The organism is Paenibacillus sp. 01T442 (assembly GCF_056398345.1).
This window is the reverse complement of sequence record NZ_JBFTPF010000016.1, coordinates 86,726-109,987: the sequence shown is the minus strand read 5'-3', so window position 1 is coordinate 109,987 and position 23,262 is coordinate 86,726. Positions and strand designations below refer to the sequence as shown.

The 23,262-nt window shown below is 37.6% G+C and carries 17 protein-coding genes; all 17 read left to right on the top strand.

The annotated features are described in order from the left end of the window. A partial coding sequence (locus AC1DLM_RS15905) for a beta strand repeat-containing protein (RefSeq protein WP_477570523.1) occupies positions 1 to 3,596 on the top strand: 3,596 nt, incomplete at its 5' end. 71 nt (positions 3,597 to 3,667) lie between these two features. Continuing rightward, positions 3,668 to 5,722, top strand: coding sequence for an S-layer homology domain-containing protein (locus AC1DLM_RS15900; RefSeq protein ID WP_477570522.1), 2,055 nt, complete (start codon positions 3,668 to 3,670; stop codon positions 5,720 to 5,722). A 520-nt stretch (positions 5,723 to 6,242) separates the two neighbouring features. Next, positions 6,243 to 7,013 carry a tyrosine-protein phosphatase gene (locus AC1DLM_RS15895; protein WP_477570521.1) on the top strand — a complete coding sequence of 257 codons (771 nt, stop codon included), beginning with the start codon at positions 6,243 to 6,245 and terminating at the stop codon, positions 7,011 to 7,013. A gap of 35 nt (positions 7,014 to 7,048) precedes the next feature. Beyond that, complete coding sequence (locus tag AC1DLM_RS15890) at positions 7,049 to 9,424, top strand: S-layer homology domain-containing protein (RefSeq protein WP_477570520.1); 2,376 nt, start codon at positions 7,049 to 7,051, stop codon at positions 9,422 to 9,424. Between the two features lie 129 nt (positions 9,425 to 9,553). Continuing rightward, complete coding sequence (locus AC1DLM_RS15885; RefSeq protein ID WP_171630259.1) at positions 9,554 to 10,312, top strand: YveK family protein; 759 nt, start codon at positions 9,554 to 9,556, stop codon at positions 10,310 to 10,312. Continuing rightward, on the top strand, positions 10,293 to 10,982 hold the full coding sequence (locus tag AC1DLM_RS15880) for a CpsD/CapB family tyrosine-protein kinase (protein WP_477570519.1): 690 nt from the start codon (positions 10,293 to 10,295) through the stop codon (positions 10,980 to 10,982). The genes AC1DLM_RS15885 and AC1DLM_RS15880 overlap by 20 nt, the downstream gene beginning before the upstream one ends. Positions 10,983 to 11,049: 67 nt before the next feature. Further along, the gene (locus AC1DLM_RS15875; protein WP_477570527.1) at positions 11,050 to 12,828 is read left to right on the top strand and encodes a polysaccharide biosynthesis protein; all 1,779 of its coding nucleotides are present in this window, start codon (positions 11,050 to 11,052) and stop codon (positions 12,826 to 12,828) included. Positions 12,829 to 12,902: 74 nt separating this feature from the next. Continuing rightward, on the top strand, positions 12,903 to 14,129 hold the full coding sequence (locus tag AC1DLM_RS15870; RefSeq protein WP_477570526.1) for a DegT/DnrJ/EryC1/StrS family aminotransferase: 1,227 nt from the start codon (positions 12,903 to 12,905) through the stop codon (positions 14,127 to 14,129). Between the two features lie 4 nt (positions 14,130 to 14,133). After that, positions 14,134 to 14,763, top strand: coding sequence for a sugar transferase (locus AC1DLM_RS15865; RefSeq protein WP_477570518.1), 630 nt, complete (start codon positions 14,134 to 14,136; stop codon positions 14,761 to 14,763). A gap of 15 nt (positions 14,764 to 14,778) precedes the next feature. Further along, positions 14,779 to 15,498, top strand: a complete 720-nt coding sequence (locus tag AC1DLM_RS15860; RefSeq protein ID WP_477570517.1) for a GNAT family N-acetyltransferase — start codon at positions 14,779 to 14,781, stop codon at positions 15,496 to 15,498. Positions 15,499 to 15,540: 42 nt separating this feature from the next. Continuing rightward, entirely contained in the window at positions 15,541 to 16,737 is a 1,197-nt protein-coding gene (locus AC1DLM_RS15855) for a glycosyltransferase family 4 protein (protein WP_477570516.1), read from the top strand. 17 nt (positions 16,738 to 16,754) lie between these two features. Then, positions 16,755 to 17,774 (top strand): polysaccharide biosynthesis protein, encoded by a 1,020-nt coding sequence (locus AC1DLM_RS15850; protein WP_477570515.1) that lies wholly within the window; start codon positions 16,755 to 16,757, stop codon positions 17,772 to 17,774. Then, positions 17,771 to 18,880 (top strand): capsular polysaccharide biosynthesis protein CapF, encoded by a 1,110-nt coding sequence (locus tag AC1DLM_RS15845; protein ID WP_477570514.1) that lies wholly within the window; start codon positions 17,771 to 17,773, stop codon positions 18,878 to 18,880. The genes AC1DLM_RS15850 and AC1DLM_RS15845 overlap by 4 nt, the downstream gene beginning before the upstream one ends. Before the next feature lie 3 nt (positions 18,881 to 18,883). Beyond that, entirely contained in the window at positions 18,884 to 20,020 is a 1,137-nt protein-coding gene (wecB, locus tag AC1DLM_RS15840) for a non-hydrolyzing UDP-N-acetylglucosamine 2-epimerase (protein ID WP_477570513.1), read from the top strand. 7 nt (positions 20,021 to 20,027) lie between these two features. Beyond that, the gene (locus AC1DLM_RS15835) at positions 20,028 to 20,633 is read left to right on the top strand and encodes a CatB-related O-acetyltransferase (RefSeq protein ID WP_477570512.1); all 606 of its coding nucleotides are present in this window, start codon (positions 20,028 to 20,030) and stop codon (positions 20,631 to 20,633) included. Positions 20,634 to 20,649: 16 nt separating this feature from the next. Then, a complete protein-coding gene (locus tag AC1DLM_RS15830) occupies positions 20,650 to 21,849 on the top strand; it encodes a glycosyltransferase family 4 protein (RefSeq protein WP_477570511.1) in 1,200 nt (399 codons plus the stop codon). A 119-nt stretch (positions 21,850 to 21,968) separates the two neighbouring features. Next, entirely contained in the window at positions 21,969 to 23,258 is a 1,290-nt protein-coding gene (locus tag AC1DLM_RS15825; protein WP_477570510.1) for a hypothetical protein, read from the top strand. Positions 23,259 to 23,262: the final 4 nt, after the last annotated feature.

The following is a 23,262-nucleotide window of genomic DNA, read 5'->3' as shown; positions in this document are numbered from 1 at the left end:
GTACAGGAGCGGATTTTGCGGTAACGGACACAATCGGTTTAGCGCTTGATGGTACGTTGATATCCGCAGATAACCACTATACAGCGAAGAATGTAGTCGCTCATGCGGGTACGGGCAATTTTGGTTTGGCGCCAACAATTACGGGTATTACAGCTTCGAATACTGGGGGCAATCCTGGTGCGGAAATGAACGATCAGCTAACGATCACATTTAGCACGGCAACGAACCAGTCGACAGTCAATATTAATGATGTTACGGTGACTGCGGGCAATTTAGGTTCAGGAGCATCAATAATTGGTTGGTCTAGCCCAACTGAGTTGGAAGTTAAACTTGGTTCGAATCCAACGATCAAGTTTGGAGACACAATCAACCTTGCTAGCACAGCAGGCATTCGAAACGTTCAGAACCAAAGCGCGTTCTCTTCTGGCAGTCATGTCATTGATAGCGGAAGTTTTGGTGTAGGGATAATCCCTGCTATTGCATCGATTCAAGCCACAAACGATACAGGTCTAGGCGGTCCTAATCAGGGGGATAAGGTAATAATTGCCTTTACTGTTCCGACGAATCAACCAACGATAACGAGTGCGGTGTATGATTCTTTATTGCCAGTTGGAAAAACGTTTGGAGTGGGAGCAACAGCTGCGTGGAATTCGGTGGGCGATCAGTTGATCTTTACGTTAGGGACAGGTGCAACTGTAGCAGTAGGTGATATGGTTAACATTGGAATTGGCTTCGGAATTAAAGATTACAGCGGCGAGTCTGACCCGATAATCGACTCAGGCACGATTAGCGGAACATTTGGCGAGATCGTACAACCGATTTTGAGTAATTTATATGCAACGAATGGCGATGGCACTGCTGCTGTAGCTGAGGGCGATACATTGGAGTTTGTATTTAATACGCCAGTAGATCATTCTATGTTCAATATCTCAACAATCACTGTAAAAGACAGCACAGGAACTGTTACGCGCACAAATGCTTTTGGCGTTACTCAAAATGTATACTGGGTAGACTCGATCGGCGGATACGCTACGCGCTTGCAAATTGTGCTTGGTGCAAATCCGACAATTCAAATTACGGATAAAGTGAGTATTGCCGGATCAAATGGTATTAAAGATGTGACGCAAACGATTGAGATAGCTCCTGTGACAGATCGTACGATTGGCGGAACGTTCGGTGTTCCGGTAGCGCCACAAGCAACGAACGCATATGCATTGAACASMGGCGGAAGCGCAGCGGTGGATGAGACGGACAAGATCGTAGTGGTGTTTGATACGGACGTAGATTACAGCGGCACAAATGYGGTAACCATAGCCGGAGCGATTACCGTCAACGGCAATGCGCTGGGTAATACAGCATCCGTGGACATTAGCGACAGCAAGAAGCTGGTCATTTCGGTAGGAAATACAGCAGGCTTGTCCGTAGCGAACAACTCCAACACAATTGTAATTAACGGCGAGACGAGTGGAATCAAGGACATCACGAAGCAAGTATTCTTGGYTGATGTGAGTGAGACGGTATCAGGCAGCTTCGGCGTAGCCGTCGCACCAAACTTAACTCAAATCTATGCTGTCAATTCAAATGGTAATGTTACAACGACAGGCGATAAACTAGTATTTGTATTCGACAGAGCTGTTGATCACAGTCACTTCGATGCGACGAAGATTGTAGTAGATGGCGGCGTTCGAACGCTTGCGACAGTAACCAGTTCTACGTATGCTTGGGATAGCACGAACACCGTATTGACGATAACTTTGGGTTCGTCGGCTACCATCCAAAATGGTGATACACTCTCGTTTGTTGCCGGTCACGGCATTAAGGATGCCACTGGACAAGTGGATCTGACGGTAGTAAGCGGAAGAGTCTTCCAAGGTAGTTTTGGCACAGCATCAATTCCGTCAGTACTCTCTGCAATTGCTTATGATGCGGATGGAACGACTGGTATCTATGGAGATAAGATCGTTGTCATGTTTGATCGGCCGACGAATACACCTGTGATTACATCAGAGATGCTGAGAGCAGTGTTAGTTACGGGAACTACAGTAACGGGATCTGTGTACACGCTAGGAGATTTCGCAACAGCTTCCTGGACAACACCGCAAACGTTAACGATTACTTTAGCCACTTATGGCGCGGTAAGCAGCGCCGTATATGCAAACTTAGCAATCGGTAATTCCTTGAATCTTAGCGGTCTTGGCATCACAGATGTAACTGGAACTGTACCTGCGGCAGACACGAACGCGGTCGTATTAGGTGGAACCTTTACTCCGGGTATTCTTCCTCGCTTCTTGTATGCCATAGCGATGAATGGTGGAGCTCCAGGCGCAGGTGCAGGAGATACAATTGCTCTTATTTTCAATACAGCAACTAATAAGCCGTCAATTGATCCTAGGGATATTAAAGTGAGCAACGGACACACATTCGGAAATGGTGCAACAGCTGGATGGAGTTCGGACGGAGTTACGTTGACGATCCATGTGACCAATGGCGCTACAATTCAAGTTGGAGATCAAATTGATCTGACTAATCTTGGTATTAAGGATAGTAATAACTTGGCATGGCTTACTGATCTAGTACAAACGCTAGATGGAACTTTCGGTCAAGCGTTGGCTCCAAGCGTGAATGCGGTGGTTGCTACTGACGCAGGAAACAACGATAGCGCTGGAACGGGAGACAAACTCACGATCACGTTTGCTTCAGATACGAACAAATCTGCAACAGTTAATGCATTGTCCAATATTTTAGGAACCGGAGCATCGGCAGTGTGGTCGCTGGATTCAAGAACACTAGTTATCACACTAGGAAGTAATCCACAGCTTCAAGATAACGGTACGATTACTCTTGACTCCCTAGGTATTATGGATGTAACCGGAACTGCTATGGTGACAGGCACATATCAAATTCAAGGCACATTTGGCCACATCGCGGCGCCAGTCGTTGTTAGCGCGATTGCAGCCAGTTATGACATTGCTCAGTCTGGTATAACTGTAGGCTCAACAATTACCATTACCTTCGATCAAGCGACGAACAAGTCTGGGACAATGGACAAAGCAGCTATTGACAGCATTGTGGGCTTGGGTGGCAAAGTAATAGGTGCTGATTATAACGGGGTTTGGTCAAATGGCGGCAAAGTCTTAACAATTACAGTTGTTAATCCAGCCGGATCCACATTGACTGTTGGTAATACTAATTTAACGATAAGTGGAATGAAAAACGCTCTTGGAAATTCCGCAGTAACGAATTCAAGTGTTGTGTTGGCCGGAAGCTTCGACGGCAGACAGTATGAGATTGCAGGGGGTACTCTTGTCCGTTCCTCTAGCAATGGCTTGATCACAGCCAATGTTACAATCAACAAGATAAACGATCATCCAGGCAATGAAGTGATTGTATTTGAGTTAATGAATGGTAATACGCCTGTTCAAATTACGACAGTTTCCGCAAATTTAACAGAAGCCATTCAATCTTTCGAACAGAAATTTTATGGTATATCAGGCGATCTTTCAAATTATTCTGTTACTGTGCATGTTTACGATAGCTTAGATAACAGTTTAACCGCAGTTCAAAAGCTTCTCGCGGAGTCAAAGGTTATACGGTAGTTCTGAACCGGGGAATTTGCGAAATACTTTCGCAAATTCCCTCTCATATTGCAAGGGAAGGATGAAATCAATTGAAATTTACCCAACGTGTTTTTAGTTTGTTTCTTACCTTGCTCCTAGTGTGCGCATTTACATTAACTTCAGCTGTCTTTGCTGTTGTCAATCTGCAAGCACAAACCGATAAGTCCACCTATGCCCCAGGCGAGACAGTGAAAGTAACTGTAACGTCCCCTGCCCAATGGGATATTGTGATGAAAGTTATTGATGGTAATGGAAGTATTTTCCATACAGATGCCAAATCAGCCAAGTCAAATAGCACAGGTAACACAACGTTGACATTCACATTAGGAAGCTGGGTAGGACAATATACGATCGTTGTCGGCGGAAATGGGAATTCGACAAGTTCCATAACTGCTTCTCCTATGGTGATTAAAGTTGCTACTGTTGGTGGTGGCGGTGGTGGCGGTTTTGGTGGTCCTGGTACTGTGACTACGATTGACCCAGATCAACTCGTTAAAATCACGAATTCACTTAAATTAATCAATAATTCAAATGCATCAGACAAAGAGATACAAGAAGCGATTAACACCGCATCTGAACAATTAAATAAGATCTTAACAGAGTTAAGCACGCTTACAGACCCTGATAAATCCAAGCAGGTCCTTCAGTCCATTCTGGATAATATCACATTGATGGCTTCACTTTCTTCCAAAGTGAGTGCCGTAAATCAATTCATCGCATTGACGGAGAAAATTATTCCGTTAGCTGGGTCTGTGAGAAAATTAACGAATGACCAAGGTCTTTCCGATGATTCAAAGCTGATGACGACCGTCATCGATTTGGTGAATTCAATTAATCAAAAAGCTGGAACCCTAGATTCCACGCAGTTTAAAATGAATACCAGCGGAAAAGAAACCAAGATCGTTGTAGATGCTGATGCTTTACAGAAACAAATTCAAAGTGCTGACCAAACGACAAATGCATTGTCAAATTTGCTGAATCAAAATCATTTCTCGGATTTGGCAAATAAATTGGAAAAGCAAGTGATTATTAATGTGTCTAAAGATACATCAGTTGGAGACATTACAAATGTTACGATTCCTTCTTCTGGTTTAAGTGATTTGAAGACGAAGAACGTAGACTTGGTTGTCAACGTCGATGGTGTCGTTTTGAAATTTAGCCCTGATTCCTTACCAGTTGTCGATTCCAATAAAGTAAAATCGATCGAAGTCAGAGTAAGTCAACCAACTGATTCTAAATCACTGCTAGATAAAAAACCGTCATATGCAGATACGATAAATGTTCCTGTGAATGATTTGAATGTATCCTCCAAAAAGGATGACAATACCGAAACGCTGCTAAACAATCAGTTTGGTGATAAGATTGTCATCAGTATGTCGTTAAATGGAGTAGATAAGTCAAAAGTAGACGTTAATCAAATTGCACCACAGTATTTTAACCCTACGACAGGGAAATGGGAACTTGTTCCAGGTGGCAAATATAATGAAAAAACGAATTCCATTGAATTCAGTGTTAGTCACTTTAGTACGTATACATTGATGCAAATTAATAAATCGTTTGACGATGTACAGGGCCGTTGGTCGGAAACTTACGTTTCGCAAGCATTCGCCAAGGGGATTGTAACTGGCCGCAGTGATTCGTTATTTGATCCGACGGCAAACGTAACTCGTGCGGAATTTGCTGTCATGCTGTCTAATACGCTTGGCCTTACTACTAGTTCTTCTATTATGCCATTTAAAGATGTGGCAACAGATGCTTGGTATGCCAAAGAAGTTGCATCCGTTTATAAGGCCGGTTTCATTGACGGAGTTACTTCAGAGCAATTTGCGCCCAATGCAAAAATTACCCGTKAACAAATGGCCACAATGATCGGGCGCGCTTTGGAAAAAGTAAAAAATACGAAAACTGTGACTAATGCAGATTCATCAAAAATACTGACTTTGTTTAGTGACAGAAAAGAGATTTCAGAATGGGCAACCAATTATATGGCACTTAGTGTACGGGAAGGCTTATTGAGTGGAACCTCTGATACGACGTTATCTCCGTCCCAAGTGGCTTCTCGCGAGCAAGCGGCAAAAGTAATGTTGATATTATTTGAAAAATAAAAGCTGAAACTATAATCAGTACTTGATTTAATCCAGCATAAGGGAAGGCACCTACAACAGGTGCTTTTTTCCTTTTATTCACAATAAAGGGGGATGAATTTTATAAATCGTGGTTAGTTAATAGGTTGTGAGACATTTTCTAAATTTATGTAGTTTCATGTTGTATGATATAATTTACAGAAAATTCAACTATTAATATCGATAGCGGAAAATGTCGAAACTAAAAATATCATGTTTAAATTTGTCGAATTATATGAAAAAAAGAGACATTATAAACTTTTCTGGGATATTATAAAGAGATTAAGCCATAATTGCACATAAAATTCGGAACTATTACAAAGGTGAAAATTTGATTAATTTTCCATAAAAATCGTGAATTTGGTACTTGRTACCTAGTCCTTAAGGTAGGCAACACATCGTATATATGTTACACTCTCAGTAAGAGATTTGGGAGAAATATGGTTGAAAACCTGATTTTTTGTCGAAATTATATCGTTTGTTTACGTGATTGGGGTCTCCTATGATTGATATACATAGTCATATTCTGCCAGCTTTAGATGATGGGGCATCTGATCTGGAGCAAGCCGTTCACATGGCAAGGGCAGCCGTGGAACAAGGAATACATACAGTAATTGCTACCCCCCATCATGAAAATGGTAGATTCACGAACGATACAACTTTAGTTGTAGAGCAAGTGAAATTGTTTCAAGAGGAGCTTAATAACAGGAATATTCCTCTTCATATCCATACAGGTCAAGAGATTCGCGTATATCGGGGATTAATTGACGATCTTGAAGCTGGGCGCACTATCACGCTAGATGGCTCACGCTACTTGCTTATGGAATTCCCATCAGATCGAATACCTGCGGGAATAGATGAAGTCATGCACGAACTGCTGCTACTGGATATCGTGCCAATTATCGCACATCCGGAGCGTAATCGTGAGATTGCCCAGGATCCTACGAAGCTTCTTGAATTAGTACAGCTTGGTGCCTTGAGTCAAGTAACGGCTCATTCCCTGCTCGGTCACTTCGGTAAATCCATTGAATCACTGTCATTTGATTTATGCAGGAACCACTTAGCACATTTTATTTCGTCAGACGCACACAACACGACAAATCGTGGGTTCGCACTTGCTGAAGGATATGAAGCTTTACGTACTGAGCTAGGGCAAGGAATTGTGAGTTCTTTTCAAAACAATGCCAACAGGATCATACATAATCTTTCCATCGAAACACAATCCCCTGTTTGGTCGAGACCGAAATGGTTTCAGTTTTGGAAATCCAAATAAAGCAAGACAACTAATTTAAAGAGGTGAATTTTAGCATGACGATGAAAAAGAAATTAACTGTTACAACATTGGCAGCAAGCATCATGTTTGCATCCATTGCTGGACTTCCATTGAGTGAGCAAGGTCTAGCTAATAAACTGGGTATTACGGCAGGGGTTGCTTCTGCTGCTACGCCTTCCTTACAAGATAAACTTGAAGGTTTGCGTGTTGAGCTGGCTAAGGATGATGATGGGCTTACAGCAGTTAAGGCGACGAGAGATCTTGTTGCTGGTGCAGTTGCTAAAAATGAAATAACAACAGATGATATGAAAGTTTTACTTGGAAATGTCTGGTCAAAATTTAGCGATGTAGATGTAGATGTTAAAGCGATATTTGCGCTTATTAATGGCTTGGATTTATTCTACGATGAGTCTGGCGAAGCAATCAATGCATTGCTGAACGATTCGCATGTTAAACCAGCAATTGATGCTATTTTTACGAAAGTACCTGGTGGGAAAACTTTAACTAAAGCTGATGTGATAGCTTTCCAAGATGCTGCACTTCAAGCGATGGCTTCGGAACAAAACCAAAACAAGCTACTTGAAAGTGTAGGGAAAGTTTTCTTGCTCGGTGGTACCTCTCAAGATATCAAAGATACGTTGAGTACAATTGTTGACAATGACATTTTGACACAAAAGTTACTAATTAGTAACTTTCTGAAATTTTACGAAATTTCACTTGGCGATCTTAATGCAGTTCAGAACCGAGTTGCGAATAAGATTGGCCCAACGGCCATTGCAGCAAGAACAGCAATCGAGTCTGCTGGTATCCGATACCTATTGGCAGAAGAGTTGACACCAAGTGATTTGGATTCGAGCTCAGCAGTATACGAACCAAAACTTAGCGTGTTTAGCGTGTCTTTGAATCCATATCTAATCTGGAGTCAACAAAGTGGAACCAATGTGAAATTTGTTGGAGGTAAACTTGTACTTGATGGTGCTAATACAGGCAGCGGCGTACTACAAGCACGCGATTCCAAATTCGGCCTTCTACTTTACATCTCACCTAAGCTGACATTAACGAAAACAGATGATAGTAATACCACAGGTGGTGGCGGTGGTCCAGTTACTACAAACGATGAAACAACCAAAGAATTAAATGCTCTTAAAGATCAACTTGCAAATGCATCCGAAGAAAAGAAACAAGAGATTTTCCAAAAAGCTCAAGAAGCAGTGAAAAATGCACTTCAAGAACTAGCGACGTTAGATCTGAGCAAGTCGATTAAGGTTGAAGGCGACACAGCTAAACCGACTCTTAATGTAACTGAGCTTGCGGGCAAGATGAAAGAAATTGCTGCGAAAGCCAAAGTTTTAAATGATCAATTGAAACAATTGAATCCGAATGCAGCAGTTGAGAAGGTTCAACTTAAGCTTGATTTCGGTTCCATCACTGCCAAAACAACGGAAATTCCATTAGGTAAAGCCTTGTTGGATGCAGCAATTGCGAATGGTGTAAATACAGTAGCCATTTCCATGAATGGCCTTACATTAGGCGTAAGTCCAACTGAATTCGGAGCAGATACTTCACTTAAAGTGACGAATCAAGATACCAAAGTAGCAACAAATGCAACACAACTGCCTGTAGCAGCAGGAGTATATGAATTTGAATTTACATCTGGTGGAACGAATATTAGTAACTTCAATACACCTGTTGAAGTGACCATTCCAGTTCCTAACGGCAGCAAATTCGATACAGAGTTGTTATCCTTAGCCAAAATCGTAGATGGCAAATTAGAATTCTACGGCGGCAGCTATGAGAATGGCGTTTTGAATGCACTGCGTACAGGATTCTCTACGTATACAGTAGTCGAGAATAAAGTTGAATTCGGTGACACTGCTTCAGTTAAAGCGTGGGCTGGTAGACAAATTCAAGTTGCTGCATCCAAAGGTATTCTAGAAGGTCGCGCAGATCAATCTTTCGTACCGAACGGTCTAGTAACACGTGCTGAATTCGCGAAAATGATTGTAAAAACGTTCTCCTTGGAAAGTGCATCAGCAACTGAAAACTTTACGGATGTGAATGATTCCGACTGGTTCAAAGTCTACGTGGCTTCCGCCGTTAAGAATGGCATTGTAAACGGTAAAGAAGGTGGAAAGTTTGATCCTAATGGCAATATCACACGTGCTGAAATGGCAGTCATGTCATCCAGAGCGCTTGCACTTAAAGGGGTTTCCTTGAGCCCGGCTAAGGTAGACGAAGCACTTAAAGGATTCACAGATGTGACTGCAATTAACGCATCTTTGAAATCTGGCGTTGCGCTTGCTGCAAGTGAAGGTATTGTCATTGGCGAGGAAGGCAATGTATTTAATCCCAATGCTAACTCTACTCGTGCTCAAGCCGCGGTTGTTATCTATCGATTGTTGAACAAATAGAAACCGTATATTTCAGGAGGAATCCTCATCTCTACCAGATAGAGGGGGATTCCTTATCTTTTCTAATAAAAATATGATGAGACCAACAACCAAGGCGAGACATGACATCATGTAGACGGAGGGAATGGCATGGAACTGGATTTAAAAGATTACTTGAAGATTATCAAGAAAAGGGTGTGGATGATACTTTCAATTGTGGTTCTGGCAACAGTAGCAACGGGGATTATCAGCTATTTCTTTATGCAACCTATCTATCAGGCTTCAACCAAGTTAATTGTCAATAAATCAAATGATCAAGTAGGTCTATCTCAAGTTGACATCAACACAGTCAATTTAAATATCAGACTCATCGACACTTATAAAGAAATTATTCGTACACCAAGAATTATGGATAAAGTCGTTGCCGAATACCCACATTTGAAAATGACTGCTGAGCAGCTCGTGAATACGGTCAAAGTGAGCTCAGTTAACAATACACAAGTTATGACACTAATTGTACAGGATCCTTCGTACGCTCGCGCAGCGAGCATTGCTAATGCCGTGTCGATCGTATTCCAAGATGAAATCCCTAAGATTATGAAAGTCGATAATATTTCCTTGCTGAATGAGGCCAAAGATATTGAAAATCCTGTGCCTGTGAAGCCGAATAAAAAGTTAAATGTAGCTATTGCCTTCGTAGTGTCATTAATGATTGCGCTAGGAATTGCCTTCCTATTGGAATACTTGAACGATCAATTGACGACAGAAGAAGAGGTTGAACAATTCCTCGGCTTACCAACCCTAGCCATGATTACCAAGATGAGACCAGAAGATTTCCAAAATCATCATAGCAAACAAACTAACGAACAAGTAGTGGGAGGACGATCGGATGTCAAACTCAACCAATAAAAGGCCCATTATTACGCATCAGAACCCTAAATCTCCTATTTCGGAAGCATACAGAGCCCTTCGTACGAACATCCAATTCTCATCTATCGATGAGGAGCTAAGGGTCATCATGGTAACATCTGCTGGTCCCGGTGAAGGGAAATCAACCACACTAATTAATTTAGCTGTAGCCTATGCGCAGACAGACAAGAAAGTATTGATCATCGATGGGGATCTCAGAAAACCAACCATGCATCATACCTTACATGTATCCAATCGATGGGGACTTACCAACCTGTTAACGAATCAATTAACMATTCGCGAAGTAGTTCAAGACACGTTTATACCTAACTTACAGATTATTACTTCGGGGCCAATTCCACCTAATCCATCCGAAATCCTTGCTTCTAAGAAGATGATAAGCACGATTGATGAGTTGAAACAGCGCTATGATATCATACTGATCGATGCTCCACCTGCGATTGCTGTAACAGATTCACAGATCATTGCATCACGCACAGATGGTGTTATATTGGTCGTAAATTCGGATCGAACGAAGAGAGAGGCTGTACTCAAAGCGAAGCAAAACCTAGATAATGTGCGAGCAAGAATTCTTGGCGTTGTGCTGAACAATGTAGATCGTAAAAACAAGGATGCTTACTATTACTATTATTATGGAGAAAGTCAATAAGATCATTTACGAATGAGGGATTTCCGTGAAGTTAGGCAGCAAAAAGACAATACTTGTTTTGCTTGATATGGTTCTGATATGGATAAGCGTCGTGATTGCCTATTTGTTAAGGTTTGAATTGCATATTCCTGCTGCCTATATGAGACAGTGGATGGAATACTCAGCGATATCCATGGTTGTTGGATCAGCTTGTTTGATCTACTTCAAGATGTATAGACGCGTATGGGAATATGCGAGTATAGGCGAAGTCATATCGATTTTCAAAGCAGTCGTAGCTACCTGTACACTGTCTTATTTCATTATGATTTTGTTACATGAGCCCAAGGTTCCCTTCGCTGTCTACGTCCGAGTTATGGAGAATATGATCCTCATTATTGGGGCAAGCCGATTTGTTTGGAGAGTAGTTAGAGATAAATATAATAAGAAACAATCCAACCAACGGAAAGCTCTGATTATTGGGGCAGGAGACTGTGGGATCTTAATTGCGAAGGAATTGAAATATAATTCAAATTCTCCCGTATACCCTGTTGCTTTCGTTGATGATGATCCTTCTAAGTATAAGCACATCATTATGGGGGTTCCTGTCTTAGGCGACCGCAATGAGATTATTCGAATTGTAGAAACCAATGATATTGACGAAATTATTATTGCAATGCCATCCGTTTCCAAGCTAGAAGTATCCGAAATTATTACGATATGCAAACATACGAAAGCCAAAATGAAGATCATTCCTAGAATTAATGATTTAATTGAAGGCAAAGTCACAATAAATGCAATTCGCGATGTGCAAGTAGAAGATTTACTTGGCCGTGACCCTATTAACATTGATCTAGATGGCATTGCCAATTATGTACAAGGTAAAGTCGTTCTAATCACGGGTGCCGGCGGATCCATCGGTTCCGAGTTGTGCAGACAAATTGCACCTTTTCATCCGAAAAAGTTAATTCTGTTGGGTCATGGTGAGAACAGTATTTATGTCATTGAGAAAGAAATACATAGGCTTTTTCCAACATTACACATAGAACCAGTGATCGCAGATGTTCAGGATTTAGAACGGATGAAGGAAGTTTTTCAAACTTTTCAGCCAAAGGTTATTTTCCATGCAGCTGCTCATAAACACGTTCCACTCATGGAACGCAATCCAGCAGAAGCTATTAAGAATAACGTTTTCGGGACTAGAAATGTTGCAGAATGTGCCCATCAATTTAACGCGGAGAGATTTGTTCTCATTTCTACGGATAAGGCAGTCAATCCCACGAGTATCATGGGAGCTACCAAACGGATTGCCGAACAAATCATTCAAAGCATGGATCTAGTTAGTCAAACCAAATTCGTAGCCGTGCGCTTTGGCAATGTACTCGGTAGTCGCGGTAGTGTGATCCCGCATTTCAAAGAACAGATCGCCTTAGGTGGACCTGTCACAGTAACGCACCCAGAAATGGTGCGCTATTTCATGACCATTCCTGAAGCAGTTCAGCTTGTTATCCAAGCAGGCGCATTCGCGAAAGGCGGCGAGATCTTCGTATTAGATATGGGAGAACCTGTAAAAATCGTTGATCTAGCGACCGACCTCATTCGTCTATCCGGATTCGAGCCTGGAGTCGACATCGAGGTTCAATTCTCGGGCATCCGTCCAGGGGAGAAGCTGTATGAAGAGCTGCTTCTAAGTGAAGAAGGGCTTGGGAATACCTCGCATGACCGTATCTTCGTGGGAAGTCCTTTGAAGATTAGTCAAAGTGAACTAGCTTTGAAGATTGTAAGATTAGAAAAAGTAATTGCTGATAAACATGGAACGGTCTATGAGGCTGTGAAGCATTTGGTGCCGAGTTTTAGTAATGTGGGTTAGAGGGATTTTGGTAGTAAGTTTGATATTACAAAATACATTTAGCTAATGAGGGGGAAAATATGATAAACACAGATATGATTAATATTAACATGAGAAATATACCTTTCTCTCCTCCAGATATAACGGATGCTGAAATCGAAGAAGTAATAAAAGTAATGAAGTCTGGCTGGATTACGACTGGGCCAAGAACTAAATTATTTGAGATGAAGATAGCAGAATATATTGGTACAAATAAAGCTGTATGTTTAAATTCAGCAACAGCTGCAATGGAACTTACATTACGCATTCTAGGGATTGGTGTTGGAGACGAAGTTATTACTTCCGCATACACTTATACTGCAACTGCTTCTATTATTGATCATGTGGGTGCCAAAATTGTCTTGGTGGATACTGCTGTGGATTCCTTTGAGATGGATTATGACAAATTAGCAGATGCAATTACCGAAAGAACGAAAGCAATTATTCCTATTGATTTAGCAGGGAAAATGTGCGATTACGAAACAATATACAAAGTAATAGAAAGTAAAAAAGAGTTATTTAAAGCAAATAATGAACTTCAAAATCTATTTGATAGAGTGATAATAATGACTGATGCTGCACATGCTTTTGGAGCTGAAGCTAATGGAATGAAATGCGGAAAAGTTGCAGATTTTACTTGTTTCTCTTTTCACGCGGTAAAAAACCTGACAACAGCTGAAGGTGGTGCAGTTGTTTGGCGAGATAGAATTGGTTTAGATGATGAGTGGTTATATAAGCAATATATGCTTTATAGTCTTCATGGACAATCTAAAGATGCTCTGGCAAAAACACAAAAGGGCTCCTGGGAGTATGATATTATTTATCCCGCTTATAAATGCAATATGACCGACATTATGGCTGGGTTTGGGTTAATTCAGTTAAATAGATACGATGACTTAATGAGTAAGCGAAAAGAAATTATTGAAATGTATGATAATGCGCTTCTACCGTTGGGGATTCAAACTTTAGTTCATTACAGTGAAAATTTCTCCTCTTCTGGACATCTTTATTTAACTAGGATACCTGGTATAGGAGTAGTTGAACGAAATGAGATTATTGTTAGGATGGCTGAGGCTGGAATTGTTTGCAATGTCCATTATAAGCCATTACCCATGTTTACAGCATACCAGAATTTAGGCTTTGATATAAAGGATTATCCAAATGCCTTTAGTATGTATGAAAATGAAATTACATTACCACTTCATACATTATTAAGCAATGATGATGTAGAGTATGTGACTACTACTTTTAAAAATTTGCTAATTGAATTTCAAGTGAGGTAACACGATGTATAGGATTGTATTCAAAAGGGTAATTGATATTTTGCTCGCAATACTTACGTTACCGTTTTTAGTTATTATCTTGTGTATAGTCGGACCAATAATATATATGGAAGATAAAGGACCTATATATTACAATGCACCACGTCTTGGTAAAAATGGTAGGGTATTTATGATGTATAAATTGCGATCTATGAAAATGAATGCCCCTGACCTACGCAATGCTGATGGATCGACCTTTAATGCCGAGAATGATCCTAGATTAACCAAAATAGGGAAGTTCATACGTAAGACGAGCTTGGATGAATCACCACAACTGTTAAATATAATCAATGGTGATATGAGTATCATTGGACCAAGACCTGACTTGCCAGAACATGAAGCCCTATATGAGGGAAATGAAAAACGAAAGTTAGAAGTCAGACCAGGTGTTACTGGTTTCAATCAAGCTTATTATAGGAATACGATTCCTTGGAAAGAGCGAATTCAAAATGATATTTATTATGTAGATCATATATCTTTTTGGCTTGATATTAAAATTTTCTTGAAAACAGCGGTATCTGTAATAAAACGAGAAGATGTTTTTGTAACTGAGAATAGTGCAAAAAAGGCAGATAATAGTGGTGTTGGCCTGTAAGAAGTGGGGGTTTTAATGGTGGGAAATGCAGTAACATTTTATGATTTAGAGTGGGATACAGATTTCTTTGGAGTTACTAGTGCAAAAGCCATCTTACATAAACCACTAACAATGAACGAATGGAAATTACTAAAAAATAGGTTTTGTGAATATCAATTTGTTTCTATTGAGAATAGAAATTCAGAGCCAGTGAATGCACAACTAATCGGAAATGATACCACAGCATACCTAGTAGATGTGAATATACAATTTGTGAAGACATTGGAAGTGCCACATAGAGTATCATCCAATATTGTAGTACTTCAAGCTCTAGAGCAGAATGATCAAATTCTCGAGATGGCAGATTTTCAATTTTCAAAGTTTACTGAGGATAGTGAGTTGGCCAAACGGAACGGTGATCAAGTATATCGCCAGTGGTTAATAAATTCTTTTGGTAAGTTAGGGAAGTATTTTGCAATATCAAAAGATCAGAATGGTTTAGTAAATGGATTTTTATTGCATTCGTATTCTGAAAATAGTTGTGTGGTAGAGCTTATTGCTGTTTCTAAAGTTAATTCTAAGAGTGGGTTAGGAACAGAATTGTTTAAGACGGTTGAAGAATTTTCATACCAACGTGGGATAAAAGAAATTAAAGTCGGTACCCAGGTTCGAAATCTGGCAGCGATTAATTTTTATCATAAAGTAGGATGTATGCAAATTGGTTGCCATCAAGTTTATCACTTGTGGAATAAATAAGGTGTTACTGCTTTGCAGCAAGAGTAAGGAGATTGAGCGAAATTGAGAGTACTGTACATTGCCACTTCATTCCCGGAACCTGGTAAGGGAGCAACAATATATACTGATTTAGCAGAAGCACTACATGACTCAGGTCATGAGGTAACAGTTGCTGTATCAGAACAAGCTAGAAATAGAACAAAAACTGTATTACAAAAAGAACGTGATTTTGATGTGCTTCGGATTGTTACTGGAAACTACTATGACGTAGGATTAATAGAAAAAGGAATTACAACTTTAAAAATCCCAGTGATGATGAAAAAAGGGATTAATAAGTATTTAGGAGATAGAGAGTTTGACTTAATATTATTTGAATCACCGCCAATTACTAATGCAGGACTAGTAATGTGGGCAAAGAAAAAATTTAATTGTATTTCTTACTTAATGCTTAAAGATATATTCCCCCAAAATGCAATTGATTTGGGTATTATGAAGTTTAACAGTTTAATCTATAGATATTTCCTAGCAAAAGAAAAAAAATTATATCGAAGTGCTGATTATATTGGTTGTATGTCTATTGCTAATAAAAACTATTTAGTCGAGCATAATTCTTGGCTAGATAGTACTAAGATAGAATTATTTCCAAACACTAAAAAAATCATCTCGAATATTGAAATAGATGGATTTCCCATGCGTGAACGGTTTGGGATTCCAAAAGACGCTTGTGTATTTCTTTTTGGCGGAAATATGGGGCGACCTCAGTATATAGATCTTTTGTGTCAAGCAGTAAAAGAATGTAAAGATGATAGTTCAATTTATTTTCTTTTTGTAGGTAGGGGCACAGATAGATATAAATTGGATCAGACAATAAGAGATGTTGGTATTAATAATGCTCTTGTAATTGAGAATTTACCAAGAGATGAGTATGAACAGATTACAAAGGAATGTAATGTAGGGCTAATTGTACTAGATCCACGATTTACTATTCCTAACTATCCATCGCGAATACTTTCCTATATGGAGTACGCGAAGCCAGTACTGGCTGCTACTGATAATGTTACAGATCTCAGAGATTTATTAGCAGAGTCAAAGTGTGGAGATTGGGTATGGTCAGGGGATGTAAAAGCTTTTGTAGCAAAAATTAGAGAAATGGCTCACAGTGAAGAACTTATAATTAAAGGAACCAACGGACGGAAGTTTATAGAGGATAACTTTATGTTAAAAAATTCAATACGTATTTTAGAGAAACATTTCAAATAACTGGAAGAGGTAATTATATGTTTAAAAAGAAAACTTTATTAATTACTGGTGGTACAGGTTCTTTTGGAAATGCAGTAATGAAGAGGTTTTTAGATACTGACATTAAGGAAATTCGAATATTTTCTCGAGATGAAAAGAAGCAAGATGACATGCGAAAACTTTATAAAAGTGAAAAACTTAAATTTTATATAGGAGATGTACGAGACTTAGCAAGTGTAAAAAATGCTATGTATGGTGTGGATTATATCTTCCATGCGGCAGCGTTGAAACAGGTTCCATCTTGTGAATTTTTTCCTTTAGAAGCTGTGAAAACAAATATATTAGGAACGGATAACGTTCTAACAGGTGCAATTGAATGTGGAGTGAAGAAAGTAATCTGTTTGTCTACAGATAAAGCCGCGTACCCTATTAATGCCATGGGAATTTCTAAAGCTATGATGGAAAAAGTATTTGTTGCAAAATCAAATACTGTGAATCCAGATAGGACTTTAATCTGCGGTACTCGATACKGAAATGTTATGGCTTCAAGAGGTTCTGTAATTCCATTATTTATTGAACAGATAAAAAATGGGCAACCTTTAACAATTACAGATCCAAATATGACGAGATTCCTAATGAGTTTAGAAGAAGCAGTTGAACTTGTGATATTTGCATTCGAGAATGCAAAAGCAGGGGACATCATGGTACAAAAATCTCCAGCATCGACAATTGGTGATTTAGCAATAGCGATAAAAGAGCTATTTGACGTTGATAATGAAATAAAAATTATTGGTACTCGTCATGGTGAAAAACTTTATGAAACACTTCTTACTAGAGAAGAACATGTAGTTGCTCAGGATCTAGGAGGTTTTTATCAAGTACCCGCGGATAAAAGAGATCTCAATTACGACAAGTATTTTATAGAAGGTGACGAGGAATTATCTTCTGAAGTTGAGTATAACTCTCATAATACTGAGAGATTAAATGTTGAAGCCATAAAAGATAAGTTATTAACGCTGGATTACGTAAGGACAGAATTAAGAGGTTGGAAACAATGAAGATACTAGTGACAGGTGCAAAAGGATTTATTGGYAAAAATCTTGTCTCAGAATTAAGGAATCGTAATTTTACAGATATTTTCGAATATAGTTCAGATTCTGACCCGAATTTATTTGAAGAATATTGCGAAAAAACAAATTTTGTTTTTCATCTTGCTGGTGTAAATCGTCCGCAAGACCAGTCAGAATTTATGGATGGGAACTATGGTTTTACTGCAAAACTACTTGAAACATTAAAAAAATATCAAAATACTTGTCCGATAGTGATCTCATCATCAATACAAGCTGAATTAAATAACCCATATGGAGTTAGTAAAAAAGCAAGTGAAGAATTAATTGTTAATTACAGTAAAACAACCGGGTCAAAAGTGATGGTCTATCGTTTCCCAAATGTATTTGGAAAATGGTGTAGACCTAATTATAATAGTGCAATTGCAACATTCTGTTATAACATTGCTCATGAACTACCAATCAACGTTAATGATCCAACTGTTGTAATGAATTTAGTTTATATTGATGATGTAGTCGCCGAATTAATTAACGCATTAAAAGGAAATGAAAACTCCGTTGGAGATTATTGTGAAGTTCCAGTCGTTCATACTATCACTCTCGGAGAAGTTGTACGTTTAGTCCATACATTTAAAGAGAGTCGTGAAGAACGATCCATACCAGATATGTCAAATCAATTCACTAAAAAGTTGTATAGCACATATTTAAGCTATTTACCAAAAACAAATTTTAGCTACGCTCTAAAAATGAATACAGATAATAGAGGGTCTTTTACTGAGTTTATTAAGACGCCAGATAGAGGACAAGTTTCTGTTAATATATCTAAATCCGGTATTACAAAAGGTAATCATTGGCATCATACAAAAAATGAGAAATTTCTTGTAGTGAGTGGRACAGGAGTTATTCGTTTTAGAGATATTAACTCTGGGGAAGTTATTGAATATTTTGTTAGTGGAGAAAAAATGGAAGTAGTAGATATACCTACTGGCTACACACACAATATTGAAAATCTTGGGGATACCGATATGGTCACTATTATGTGGGCGAACGAGTTCTTCGATCCTGAAAAGCCTGATACATATTTTATGGAGGTATAACGAATGAATAAATTAAAGGTGATGACTGTCGTTGGGACCCGACCAGAGATTATTAGGCTATCAGCTGTTATTAATAAATTAGAAGAATCCAATGCTATTGAACATACGCTTGTCCATACAGGGCAGAATTATGATTATGAATTAAATGAAGTGTTTTTTAATGATTTCAATTTAAAGAAGCCAGACTATTTTCTAGATGCGGCTACCGGAACAGCAGTTGAAACGATCGGGAATATCCTAGTGAAAATTGATCCAATCATGGATAAAGTAAAGCCAGATGCTTTACTAATTTTGGGAGATACGAATAGTTGTTTATGTGCAATTGCAGCCAAGCGACGACAAATTCCAATATTCCATATGGAAGCTGGTAATAGATGTTTTGATCAAAGGGTTCCAGAGGAAACAAATCGAAAAATAGTGGACCATATTGCAGATATCAACTTAACTTATAGTGACATTGCACGAGAATATTTATTAAGAGAAGGACTACCCGCAGATAGAATAATTAAAACGGGAAGTCCAATGTTTGAAGTTCTCCGTTCTAGAGAAGTAGATATTGCAAAAAGTGACGTATTGGAACGATTGGAACTTAAAGAAGGTAAGTACTTTGTGATATCCGCACACAGAGAAGAAAATATTAATTCAGAACCCAATTTTTTAGACTTAATTGAGAGTATTAATGAAATCGCAGACAAATATAAAATACCCGTAGTTATAAGTACACATCCCCGAACTAGAAATATGATTACAGCTAAAGGTATAGAGTTTAATCCATTGGTGAWAACAATGAAACCTCTAGGATTTAATGACTATGTTAAACTTCAAATTAAGGCTAAAGCAGTATTGAGTGATAGTGGAACGATTAGTGAGGAGTCATCAATTCTAGGATTTAAAGCTTTAAATATTAGACAGGCTCATGAAAGACCAGAGGCTATGGAAGAAGCAACTGTGATGATGGTTGGCGTTAAGCGGGACAGAATAATACAAGGGTTAGAAATACTTGAAACACAACACCTAGATACTTTAAGGCCAGTGGCAGATTATTGTATGCCTAATGTCTCAGAGAAAGTATTGAGGATAATATTGTCTTATACTGATTATGTGAATAGAGTGGTTTGGGAAAAATTTAACGAGAGGTAAATAGCAGATGTCATTTCAATATTATTTTTCTAAATTACTAAAAAAACTCAACATGCCCGCAATCAGGCAAACTACAAAAGATAGGACTTCAAGAATTTGCTCAGGGTCACACGTTGTTAGTTCAATTTTAGGTAGATATTCTTATATCGGAAATTATTGTACTGTTGTTGATACTGAAATAGGTTCATTTTGTTCTATAGCGGATAATTGTATTATTGGAGGTGCAGGTCACTCAATAGATTGGGTTTCAACATCGCCAGTTTTTTATGAGGGAAAAAATATTTTGAGAAAAAATTTTTCAAATCACTCTTATAAAACTACAAATAGAACTACTATTGGAAATGATGTATGGATTGGTAGTAATACTCTGATAAAAAGCGGGGTAACTATTGAAAACGGGGCTGTTATAGGGATGGGTTCAGTCTTAACTAAAAATGTGGGAGCTTACGAAATATGGGCAGGAAACCCAGCTAAATTTATTCGAAATAGATTTAACATTGAGATAGTGAATAAACTCCAACAGAGTCAATGGTGGAACTATGATGATTCTGAATTAGAACAAGCTTCTGTAAATTTTATAGATATAATTAAATTTACAGATAATCTTAAATAAGATTGAGGCGAATGAAATGAGAATTTTACATTGGGATGAAATGTTTCATCCATCATTTGGTTATCAAATAAATGTCCTTCCAAAATATCAAGCAAAACAAGGCCATGAAGTAATAATTCTCACTTCAGATAAAATTAGTGAACATCCTACTTTTTCTAAGTTTGGGATTAATGATGACATAGAGCAAGAAGACAAAAAATACATGGATACATATGGAGTGAAAATTATTCGTTTACCTATTCATAAAGTGATAAGTGGGCGGGTGATTTATAAATATGGTTATATAAAAAAAATAAAAGAATTAATGCCTGACGTGATTATGTGCCACACAAATGATACATTATCTTCAATTAGAATAACACAAAAATACAAATCGCTTAATATTCCAATTGTTTTTGATAATCATATGTTAGAGATGGCATCTAAAAATCGATTAAGCAAATTTTTTCGACTTTTTTTTAGAATGTTTGTTTCCCCGATTATAAAAAAAAATGAATTGATTGTAATTAGGACACAAGATGATGATTATGTTAACAAGCACTTGGGAATCCCAGCAAATCAAACCCCTTTTATTTCATTTGGATCAGATTTGACATTATTCCATCCGGATTCTATAGAGAAAAAAAATCTTAGAGATAAATATAATATTAAGGAAAATGACTTCGTTGTTATTTACACTGGTAAATTAACTGAGGAAAAAGGTGGAAAGCTATTGGCGAAAGCTTTCGAATCAAAATTTGAAGCCCCCAAGAATGTGGTACTAGTTACAGTCGGAAGCTCTAGTAGTGCTTATGAAAAAGAGGTGGAAGAAATATTTAATAATTCGGAAAATAGAATTATTAGGTTTCCTACACAAAAATATATAGATTTACCAATGTTTTATAAAATGGCTGACTTATGCGTTTTTCCAAAACAATGTAGTTTAAGTTTTTATGATGCTCAGGCTTGTGGATTACCAGTAGTTTCTGAAAATAACAATATTAATATCGATAGACTTAGCTTTAACAATGGATATACTTTTATGAAAGATGATGTCGAGGATTTCAGAGGAAAAGTTTTAAAATGCATTCTTTTGTCGGAAACCGAATATAGTATTTTGGTAAATAACTCCTATAATTTTGTGAAAAATAATTACAATTATGAGGAGATCACAAATAAATATACAGAAATATTAACTCATGAATACTTGAAATTTCATGGAAAGCGGGGGGAGTAAATAAGAATACTTCCTTTTCCAATACAGAAGTCAGGTAGGTATCTATACAAATTGTAAAAGATAGAGGTAAATGATTCTTGTATGCACGTATTAAAAGCAAAATATGGAGGAAAAAGATTTTGAGTATAGAATCTAGACAGAATAAATTTACTTCATTAGAAATATTCCTAATTTTATTTTTGTATAAAATAATCATCGAGTTTATATATATTTTTAGTATTTCTAGAACATATAGTTATAGTGGACTGACTTTAGATTATAGCTTTTTAGCGTTTTGGATATCGATATTATATCTGATAGTTCTTGCTTTGTCTTCTCCAAAAGAAAAATCCAGACCTTCAACATATATGTTTATCACGATAGAATTATTCATAGTGGTTCCGCTACTTTCTTATTTTTGGTTGAATAACCAAAGTAAAGTTTATACTACATATATAATAATATCAATGATTATTATATCTACAATATTAAAAATAAAGCCAATATCACTAAATTTAAAAGAAAAAACAGCACAAATATGGATAAATTTCATTTTTATATTTTATGTATTAATTACACTGTATTTAATAGCTAAAAGAGGTGGGATTGACCCACGAGCACTGGATTTTGATTCGATTTATGAGTTGCGTTCAGAAAATGAGATACAAGGACTATTAGGCTACTTAATGAATTGGTGTACAAAAGCATTTTTTCCTTTTTTCTTCTTGTACTACTATTATAAAAAAAAATATTTTATGCTTTTGCCTATCATAATATTTCAGTTATTGATGTATTTAAGTTTTGGAAATAAAGCTTTTTTATTTTCAATAGGAATTGTATTAATCTCGACATATTTAATGCAAAAGAAAAATTATTTATATGGAATGGTATTATATATGTCTAGCTTACTCATTTTTGCATATCTTGCAAAAATATATAATATTTCAGATGCTCTTCACAGAGCAATTCCGTACAGAATGATCTATATTCCTGCACAAATACAATATCAATACTACGAATTTTTTAGTATTAGAGAAAAAGTCTATTTCGCCGATGGAGTCATTGGTAAACTTTTTTCTATTGATAACCCGTATTCAGCGCCAATACCGTTAGTAATTAGTAGGTTTTTTTTAGAAGTAGATGCGTATTCTAACACTGGTATATTTTCTGATGCTTATGCTAATGGGGGAGTATTACTATTACTAGTATTTGTAATAGTTTTCGCATTAATATTATATCTTATCGATTCTACGACAATGAAACTTCCATTGTATACAATAGTAGGATCATTTAGTTATATTATGTTTGTTTTGAACGATACAGGCTTATTGACGACATTATTAACAGGCGGCTTAGGATTAATGATTTTTTTATTTTTATTATTTAATTCTAGTATTTCGGATAGTTCAGATTTGATTGAAAATAGATGAATAC